This is a genomic window from Beijerinckia sp. L45, assembly GCF_009765775.1.
Classification (GTDB): domain Bacteria; phylum Pseudomonadota; class Alphaproteobacteria; order Rhizobiales; family Beijerinckiaceae; genus RH-AL1.
This window is the reverse complement of the sequence record NZ_LMUU01000258.1, coordinates 1-10042: the sequence shown is the minus strand read 5'-3', so window position 1 is coordinate 10042 and position 10042 is coordinate 1. Positions and strand designations below refer to the sequence as shown.

Sequence of the window (10042 nt, the reverse complement as noted above, 5' to 3'; positions counted from 1 at the left end):
AGCCGATCAGCGCGAAGATGACCGCTTCGGCCAGCGGCTTGAAGAGAAAGCCGGCGATGCCGCCAAGGCCGAACATCGGCACGAAGACGATGCAGATGCAGAGCAGCGACACCGTCGCGGGCACGACGATCTGGCGCGCACCATCCATGATCGCGCTCTCGATGTCTTTGCCCTGCTCAAGATGATAATTGATATTTTCGATCGTCACGGTCGCATCGTCGACAAGGATGCCGACCGCCAGCGCAAGGCCGCCGAGGGTCATCACGTTGATTGTCTCGCCGAGCATCGACAGCACGGCGACGGAAAACAAAATCGCCAGCGGAATCGACACGGTGATGATGAGGGTCGAACGCCAGCTTCCGAGGAAGATCAGGATCATCAGGCCGGTGAGCGCCGCCGCGATCGCGCCTTCGCGCAGCACGCCCGAGACGGCATCGTTGACGAACTCCGACTGATCGCCGACCGTCGTGAGTTCGAGGCTCGGCGGCAACGACGCGCGGATCTTCGGCAGAAGCGCCTTGACGCCGTTGATCACGTCGAGCGTCGAGGCCGATCCCGCCTTGAGGATCGTCATCAGCACGGCGTGGGATCCATCGACGCGGACGATGTTGGTCTGCGGTGGGCTGCCATCGTGGACGTTGGCGACATCGCGCATGTATACAGTCGCGCCGTCGACCTGCTTGATCGGCAGGTCGTTCAGCTTGGCGATTTCCTTCGGTGCGTCGTTGAGCGAGACGACGTATTCGAACTTGCCGATCTTCTCCGTGCCGACGGGCGTGATAAGGTTCTCGTTGGCAAGGGCCCCGACGACGTCCTGCGCCGAGATCTTGTAGGCTTCGAGCTTACCGGGGTTGATGTCGACCTGGACCTGGCGGATCTTGCCGCCGTACGGCGAAGGCACTGCGGCGCCCGCGACCGTCGCGAGCTGGGGCCGGATGAAGTTCTGCCCGAAGTCGGAGAGCTGAGACTGCGACAAGGTCTTGCTCGACAGGGCCAGCTGCAGGATCGGCACGCTCGAGGCGTTGAACACGAGGATTTGAGGCGGCGTGATGCCCGGCGGAAGATATTTCAGCACCGTCTGCGACGCAGCGGTGATCTGTGCGATCGCCGTGTTGATGTTCACCTTGGGTTGGAAGAACACTTTGACGACGCCATAGCCCGGCAGAGACTGCGACTCGATGTGCTGGATGTCGTTGACCTGGGAGCTCAGCGTCCGCTCGTAGTAATAGACGATGCGTCCTGACATTTCTTCAGGCGGCAGACCGTTGTAGCTCCAGATCGCGCTGACGACGGGAATGCCGATGTCGGGGAAGATGTCGGTCGGCGTGGTCGTCCAGGCCTTGATACCGAAGATCAGGATCAGCACCGCCATGACGACGAACGTGTAGGGACGCTGCAACGCGACGCGGACGATGGCGAGCATGAATCGTCGATCTTCCTCGAATATAAAGTGCGCTGGGCGGGGCCCGATTTGGCATCAGCAACCTCCGGGAGGCTCGCCGACAGCATGCCCAGTGTTCTGATGTATTGTCGCAATACCCGCTTCGCCCCAGAAGTTATATTAAGTTTTTCTTTAGGATCGCCACGCGGAAGGCGGGCAATAAACCCGACGAGGCCGTTCAGAGACGTGGTTGTCGATTCCGCGACGCTTTTTAATGGAGCCGTATATACGGCCCCATCCGCGGCCGGACCTGTCTTTGGATCCGGCTCATCTCGATCGGCATACTCGCAAGCTTAAGGAATATTTTAAGATTGACGTCTTTGAAAGATGGCGATCGGTGCCGTAGGTCGTTCATACGGGCCGATCGCTTCTCGATCGGAGAGTTCGGTCCGGCAAGGGTTGAGTCGACTTACGAGGCCGACCGCGACCTTTGGCCCCCCCGGCCGCTGGTCTTTAAAAAGTCAGCTGTGACAAGATCGTCCGCTTGAATCTGCCGCCGCGCGTGACGCAGCCCCTTGAGCCGCCGCGATGTGGCGGCCAATATCCTTCAGCCTGCCCTGGTTCAGGCGAAGCTGCATCAGCTCCAGGCTGCCAGAGATCCCGGCAAGGAAATTGTTGAGATCTCGACCGCTCGCGCAGCCTGAAGCACACCGACCTCGCGCCGTCCAGAAACACAGGGCGGCCTTTACCGGACGCTCACGCAGTGAGCACACCAGGAAAACTAACGAGGAACTTTACCGGCCGTCGATATCGGCAGAGACAATGATGAATGAGGGCTCGAACGGAACGAGCGATAGGCTCGGCGCCTGCTCTGGAGCGTCAAACGCAGGGTACAAACTGATCGAGAAACCCTTGTGCGTCCGAGGTCATATCACCTTCTAGCGACCGTCCGGGGTCCTAAGACCAATCCACTTATCCCGCACTTGTTCATAGTGAATAGATGGATCGTACGTCACCACATCAAGCGCCAGATTCGCAGCGGAGAGTCGCCCGATGGCGGCCATAACGACGTAGCTGGAGACGACCCGATCACGCTGGGCAGTCACCAAACTCACCCTTGCGGTCAGAAGCGTCTGCTGGGCGATCAAGATGTCGAGTGTTGTCCTCTGTCCGACATTGGCTTCTTCGCGAACGCCGTTCAGGGCAATTTCTGCGGCTTTCACCGCGGCTTGCGACGAGCGGATAACAGCTTTGGCGGTCTCAAGCTGCCCCCATCCCGATACGACGGCCGCTCGAACGGCGTCGCGTTGAAGATCGGCCTGCAAGCGCGCTTGCGCTAAAAGCTCTTTCGATTGGCGGATAAGAGAATAGGTTGCGCCACCGCTGTAAATCGGAACCGACAATTGACCCATGATCGCGGCATTCAAAGTGCTGGCATGGCTAGATCCCACATATTGGTAGCTCTGACCGACACTACCGATGATGTTCACCGTAGGGTATAACTGCCCTTCATTGATTTGGACCTGCAGTTGAGCCACGTCGACGCTGTGTAATGCTGCAGCGACCAAAGGATTGTCCGAAAAAGACACGGCAATTGCTTGATCGACTGTCGCCGGCAACAGGTTATCGATCGGGCGAGCGGGCTCGAGCCGGGTCGGCTCGACGCCGATGATCTGGCGAAAATTAGCAATGCTGTTCTGTAAATTCGCCTGTGCTGTGAAATAGTTCGATCGAGCGGTCGCCAAACTGGAACCCGCCTGCGCGACATCCGTCCGCGTCAGCTCGCTGACGAGAAATCGATCGCGGGTCTGACGAAGCTGCTCCGCGAGCACAGAAATATTATTTCTGTTGAGCTCGAGGATAGCCGTATCGCGCAGCACGTTCATGTAGGCCGTCGCGCCGTTCTGAAGGGTATTCTGTTCCGTGTTACGGATATTCTCGCGGGACAGCATAACGCCCGACTCAGCCTGCCTGACGCCGTTTGTCGTCTGGTTGCCATTGAATACGTTTTGCGTGACCGTCAGCCCCAGCGCGCTGGGGGTGGAGTTGCCTGGCGCATAGACGGTATTCTGGCCTCCATCCGAATAATTGTACCCGACCGACGCGACTGCTGCCACTTGCGGCCGGTACTGCGACACGGCCCTCGACACACCCTCGTCGGACGCGCGGGCCGCCGCTCGCTGCTGGTTGAGATCCGGATTGCCTGCATAGGCGCGCGCCAGCGCTGATGACATTGTCTCGGCGCAGGCAAACCGCGCGGGGCAGCCGAGCACCAAAGCGCAAGCGAAGGCAAGTTTCACCGCAACCGACACGCCGATGCCTCTACCCTCTCAACCAGTTCGCACATGATACCCATCGCGAACGGCCAAACCGGTGTCATTCTAACCCCCTCTGTAATGCCGATTTATGATTACCAGTAAATTAAAAAACCCCGGCGAGGCGCCGCTCCGCAGGTCATGGGCAGGTAATACAATCTTATCTAAACGATAGTGGCCTAATTGAAACAGTAATGCAGCCTCACGCGGAAGTTGTTCAAGGCAACAAAGCAAATCGTTGTGCGTGCAACAGCGGCAAGGTGCGCTAGGCGAAGCTGCCCAGGCGATACCCTCGTCGGTCCCGGTCGACCCAGAGACTTAGAGGCGCTGGACTATGGACCACACCACGAATGGAACAGCGTCTCGAAAGCGTCGCGGAGCCAAGCACGACAAACTGACCCTTTCGGCGTCGCTTTCCCATCGATCGACGAAGCCGGATCGAGAACATGCATGGCGGGAGCTGTCGTGTCAGGTGACAATATCGACTGATCTGCGCCGCGACGTGCTTTAAAGAAACCGACGGATCAGGCGTTGGCCCAATTTGCTTCGTTGTGTGGGGTCTGGATGAAAGCCGCGCCCGGTGACAGGCGCGTATCTGCCGGCCTGCAGCGTCTGATTCCGACCCGCCCCCAGATAGCGGCGGATGGGCACGTCGATGTATCGATAGACAACGTAGGCGACACAAAACGCAAAGACCGCACATGCCAGCCCGGCGAACAGGTTCTGCGATGGGCTCAATCGCATCGCTTTACTTGCGTTCGAAAACGCCACCACGATTGGAAAATGCAAAGCGTAGAGCGGGTATGAAATCTCGCCGGCCAACGCGAACAAGAAGTCCACCCCGGGCACCGGCTTTGCCGCGGCGGCAAGCCAAACCAGACAAGGCAATACGAACACGACGACGAAAGCATCGTAGTACCATGTCGCAGGAATCGGATTTATAATGACGATGAGAATTAAGGGCACGGCCAAATAGCCATGTCTTTGCGTCGCTGGCTTGAAAAGGCCGGATCGCCGGAGAGTCATGCCGATCAGGAACGGATAAACGACTCGCCCGAAGGCAAGGGCGTAGTCGGACACCACAAATCCGATATTCAATCCCCCCACCGTGAATGCGACCGTCACCAGAACGGCCGCGGCACAGGCCGTCGCGACGATCAGTACGCGATTCTTCAGAAACGGAAAGGTCAGGGCATAACCGAAACTCAGGACCATTTCGTACGACAGCGACCAATGGGGACTGTTGGCTGGAAAGGCCCAGGGCTTGAACGCGGTCAAGACCGTCGTCGGGAGCAGCAGAAGGCCGGACATCACGCACAATACGATACGCGAAAAGCCCACCTGTGGCGTCACATATAGGAACGCGAGCAACGTCGTGGCGCCGAACAAAACCCCGATCACCACCATGGGGTAAAGTCTTCGGAGACGAGACGCCATAAATTCGAGACACGTCATTCCGGATATCATTTTGGCATCAAATGAATGCGCTATCACGAACCCGCTCATGACGAAGAAAAGGTCGACGACGAGATAGAAATGATCAGCCAGGATGGTCGCGCCGGAAACTCCCTTATTGAAGGAAAAGTACAGGGCGACGTGATAATCCATCACGAGGATCGCGGCGATACCGCGCATTCCGTCTACCGCGGCGAAATACCTCGTTCGCTCTTTATCCTGGCTCAACGTGCAAGTCCTATCCAAAGCCACAGGCTCGCGGCGAAACAAAGTCTTCAGACCATGAGGGTCAACGCGTCTGGTTCTCGATATCGATAGATAGGTCGGGGATGCCTGTCCCTTCTGGTGCGATGCGATCCCGGGGCTGCTGAGACGTGGTATTCGGGATCCCATGAGCTGTTTCGCGCGTGGCGACGCTCACGCATTCGCGAACACGTGTGCCCCGACCTGGAGGTCTGCGTAGCAGCGCTCGATCTCCTCGGGACCCAGGCATCCTTCCGTACCGAAAATGAGCGTATGGTGCCGGTCGGACAGCTCGATATCATGCATGACGCTTATCAAAGCAGAACGAAGATTCGGAAAATGGATCTTTGTTGGCGTTCTCGATCCGGGATGCAGATAGAGGACGACTGGCTTGAATAAATCCATGTCGAGACCCGTTCACTTACAAACCATGGTGCGAGTCCACGGCTCAAAGGCGTGGACGTGATCAAGCGCGGTGCGGCGGCTGGATGCCTGTCCGATGTCCGCCGGTCTGAACGCCATCGCGTCATCGCCTCAGGACTGGCGACGAACCGACACCGGGATACGGATCATGCTTAGCCCGCGTGCGGATTGGCGTAGTGATACAATGCCGTGGCGCGAACCTTGTCTTGATCGCACGCTTCGTTGGTGTGTATCGAACGGTACCCCCAAAAGAAGTAAATACTTCCCGGCTCCGGCTTGATGCGTTTCAGCGGGAGGAGTTTCGCATTCGTGAAAAGCCGCAGGGCTGTCTGGGTAACTTTGTTGTCGAGCAGGATCTTGTCGATCACGTTCGCGAAATAGGAGTTTCTGATGTCGCGAAAATTCGCCAGCATGATGAGATCCCCCGATTTTCCGGTTTTCGGGATTTCCACGGGGATCAAGGCGGTCACGACGTAGGAGTCGTAGTGGAAGTTGAGACTGTGTTTGACGGCGCTTTTCCCGCACAGACAACGCAGGACTTGGTAAAACTCGGTTTCGGGCGGCGACCGTCCTGTTCCAGCGACATACAGCCGACGCATCAGGGACTTGAAGTCGTCTGATTGCGCGATGCGCTCGAAGATGCTTTCACGAACGGCATTGGCTCCCGTAAAGGCGACGTATTCACCTTTGGACCGTTGCACAGCCGCGTTGACCACACCGCGCATATCGGCAAGATTCTGCGGGCTGATATAGTCTTTGATCTCCGCAAACCCCTTCGTGTTTATGTCGGCCACGAGAGCATCGATCGACGCGCTCGACACGCTGGGAAGCTCAATCGGCGCAATATTGACGAGCGGATTATCCAATAAAAGGTTCATTGCACCCTCCAGCGCTTAGATTGACGCAAAGTCGCAATAACCATAATAACGTAATATGGAATTGCAATTTAAATTATGCGTAAAATAGTATTCGAGCCCCATGGCCGAGAGGTGTGAGGTCGACAGACGCGTCTTCGTTCAAACGCTGGGGCGACGCCAAGGCGTAAAGCGCGACGTAGCCAGGCTTGGCCGCGCCCATGGCAAACACGGCCAAGAATGTTGGTTTCCCGCGGCCGCGCCGTCAGGGTTAGCGGGCAGCCTGATCCATTGTTTTCGCCTTAACGGGCGCCTGTTCCACCCTGATCGTATCGCCAGGGCGAATGAGATCGTTTTCGTCGATCGCTTCCGTCTTGAAGACGCCGCCGACCGGACGTGTCGCAAAGAAGAGGATCTGCGCTCGATCACGCTCCGCCGTCGCGGCATCGACTTGCGGCGCGCGAACCTCCGCTTGATAGACGAGGCTCTTGGCCGTATCGATCCGCTCGTCGAGGGACGCGAGACGGGACCGCACATCACTCGATTCGGTGAGGGCCTGAGCGCGCGCCTTGTTTCCAAGCTCAAGGATTTCGCGATCTGCTTTGGCGATGTCCTGCTGCGCCCGCAAGGCGGCCACCTGAACATCGAGCCTCATGCTTTCAAGCTGAGCTTCGTTCTGTTCGAGCGCGGTCTGACGCGGCGTCACCGACAACCCCTTGGTAACCAGGCCACTGACAAGATCCACCTCCTTTCTGGACAAGGTGATCTGCCGATCGAGCGAAATATCTTTCGTTTTGAGGGCGACGACCTCGTGACCGAGGAGATCCTTCGTCTGCCGTAGAATTAGAATCTGGGAGGACAGCGAATTGCGATCGCTGGCAAAGAGAAGATCCTCTTCGCGCCTTGCTCGCGCAACGGCGGGGTCGGATGCCTGCGACAGGATCTCCTGGGAATAGACCGGCGCTGCCACATCGTTGATCTCCGCGGTCAACCTAGCCTGACGGACCAGCAACTGGATGCGCTCAGCGGCTAGGACCCTGAGGTCGCCTCGGCCTACGAGCGCGTCGCGTTCCGAAGCCAGTAGGTTGGCTTGCGTGAAACGCTCCATGCCACCGGCGATCCCCAGGGCTTGAAGAACGGTTGTGCCCGGCCGGAAAGGATACTCTCCTGGCTTGTCGACGCGGCCCAGGATGTAAAACGGACGATATTGGGCTACTTCCACCGATGCGAATGGCGGTTGGGCGAGACCGACCTTCTTTTGCAGTCCCGTAGAGATGGCGGCGGCCAATTGCTCCGTCGACAGGTCCGCGGCATGAAGTTCACCGACAAACGGTAACGAGACATTGCCGGAGGCTCCGACCACGAAATCGCCCGTCAGTGCCGTCCATTCATGCGACTCGCCGCTACCGACCCGGAAGTCGTAAACGCGAATTTTCAGCTTATCCTGCGACCCGATACGATAATCGCTATCATTCGCGGCAGCAGGACCGGCAGCCACCGCTACAAACGCCATGAGGGCTAAGCCACCAATTGAAGATTTGCTGATCATTAGACACACCATGTGTGCTCGGATAACGGCTTGCTCTGGAGTCCTATTATGGCAATCGGCAAACCCCAAATTAATACGAACAAAAATTGCTGCGATCGTCTCGCGGATTGCAGAGTATTCCCAAAGGGACATTTTCTGAAAGCGACGGGAGTGCGACGAGGCATTTGGTCTGAGCATGTCGCCCCTGTCGGCCAAGATCGCAGACCGGCAACCCCGAAGCGGCCCGCGCGGTCGGAACGGTTCCAGACAGGACAGGCACGCTTCGAGGGGCGAGTGTCAGGCCGGCGCAAGGGCGACGAGATTCTTTTGGCGCAGACTATCACTGGTCCTATGGCGAGGCCGAGACGCTCTGGCCAATCCGAGAGACGTCAAACCGCCATCGAGAAGGTTGAATACAGAAGACATGGAGGCGGTCTCGTCGGCGACAGACGGGTCGGGTGCTCCCTTGGCCTGGTCTTGTAGCCATTCGGCGCGTGCAACGGCCACGCACATTCCCCAGATTGCTCCCTGAAGGGCCGCGATATCGTAGCGACTACACACGTTCGTATCGATCAGTTCTGCAAAAAAGAGAGAAATATCGGTCGAGATGACTTCGATATGATTGATAGGATTTGAACTTTCTTGATTCAAGACGATATCGTTATACGCCTTGAGTATGCCGGCGTCGTACCGGTAGCAATCCACCAGCGTTCTGACCAACTTTCTTAGTTTGGTCGGATTGTCGTTGTCCGAGTGTAGGACGGCTTGAATCTTCCGTATGTATCCATCGATGATGGGCATTGCCGCCTCTTCGATGAGGCTCTGCCTGCTGGGAAAATAATATGTTATCAGCGCAGGGGTAACCCCGATGTGTTTGGCGATGGACTTCCGCGAAAGATCGTCGAACGGCCGTTCTCTAAGCATTTGTTGCAAGCTCGCGACAATCCTAAGACGACCGACTTCATTGACGCCGCGGCATGGGCGGCCTTGAGAGCGTTTGTCACTCATTACTCAACCCCATAATACAGATTAGGCAAAACTAGGCGGCGACTACAAAACGACGAAGGAAAGACTCAAAAGCCTCCTAGTGCCGGCGCTCTATTAACTCGAGCTTAAGCATTTTAATGTTCCAGGCTACATCGAATCAATACCAAAAAACGACGCGAGATTTGGCAAGCCACCACACCCGCTCGATCAACACGTAAGTTATCATTTATTCTTTACGTTAAATTCTTGGGCCGAACGATATATGGACATTTACCTAAAGCCTGAGCCAGATTTTTGGGCTCGCTTGCGGTTTTATGCATATTTCTTGGGCGAGACTTTAAGGCTTGTAATTAATTAATAGACCTAAGTCGTAATACTATTCCGAAAGTAATCGACATTGCAACGGCTTGTCTTTACGTCGCTTGGATTGCATTTTATTGGGCATACACTTTCCGGGTGTGTGTCAATTGTTAATTCCATTTCGGTCAGGCGCTGCAATCTTCACCGGGGCTCGTTTGAACGCGGTTGACACAGATCTGCTGCCTTGCGGACCATTGGAAGCTGTTGCCGAATACTAACATTACGCTTGACTTCGAAACATTAAGTACGGTGTTTTTCCACCTGTGGAAGATGCCGAACAAATAGTCTAGCTTGTGACCAAGAAGCGCCGCAAATTGGGGTGATCCTCTGATGAAAATTCTTCCCGTGATCATGTGCGGTGGTTCCGGAACGCGGGTGTGGCCCGAGTCCCGCGAGAGCCTGCCAAAACAGTTCATCCCGCTGGTCGGCACCAAGTCGACCTTCCAGATGGCGATCGACGTTCTGGGCGATCCGCTTTTCGAGACCCCGGTGGTCA

General features: G+C 56.7%; 7 protein-coding genes. 1 reads left to right on the top strand and 6 read right to left on the bottom strand.

Features of this window, described 5'->3' with window-relative positions:
- The 6 genes from GSQ79_RS26230 to GSQ79_RS26200 form a co-directional block, all read right to left on the bottom strand.
- The coding region (locus tag GSQ79_RS26230) for an efflux RND transporter permease subunit (RefSeq protein WP_210253225.1) at positions 1–1423 on the bottom strand (1423 nt) is incomplete at its 3' end.
- Positions 1424–2319: 896 nt separating this feature from the next.
- On the bottom strand, positions 2320–3693 hold the full coding sequence (locus GSQ79_RS26220; protein WP_246725596.1) for a TolC family outer membrane protein: 1374 nt from the start codon (positions 3691–3693) through the stop codon (positions 2320–2322).
- A gap of 510 nt (positions 3694–4203) precedes the next feature.
- Positions 4204–5379 carry an acyltransferase gene (locus tag GSQ79_RS26215; protein WP_158811691.1) on the bottom strand — a complete coding sequence of 392 codons (1176 nt, stop codon included), beginning with the start codon at positions 5377–5379 and terminating at the stop codon, positions 4204–4206.
- Positions 5380–5969: 590 nt separating this feature from the next.
- Entirely contained in the window at positions 5970–6695 is a 726-nt protein-coding gene (locus GSQ79_RS26210; RefSeq protein ID WP_158811690.1) for a hypothetical protein, read from the bottom strand.
- Positions 6696–6942: 247 nt separating this feature from the next.
- Entirely contained in the window at positions 6943–8220 is a 1278-nt protein-coding gene (locus GSQ79_RS26205; protein ID WP_158811689.1) for a polysaccharide biosynthesis/export family protein, read from the bottom strand.
- Between the two features lie 276 nt (positions 8221–8496).
- On the bottom strand, positions 8497–9207 hold the full coding sequence (locus GSQ79_RS26200) for a TetR/AcrR family transcriptional regulator (RefSeq protein WP_158811688.1): 711 nt from the start codon (positions 9205–9207) through the stop codon (positions 8497–8499).
- 666 nt (positions 9208–9873) lie between these two features.
- Between GSQ79_RS26200 and GSQ79_RS26195 the strand changes: the two genes are divergently transcribed.
- A partial coding sequence (locus GSQ79_RS26195) for a sugar phosphate nucleotidyltransferase (protein WP_305764641.1) occupies positions 9874–10042 on the top strand: 169 nt, incomplete at its 3' end.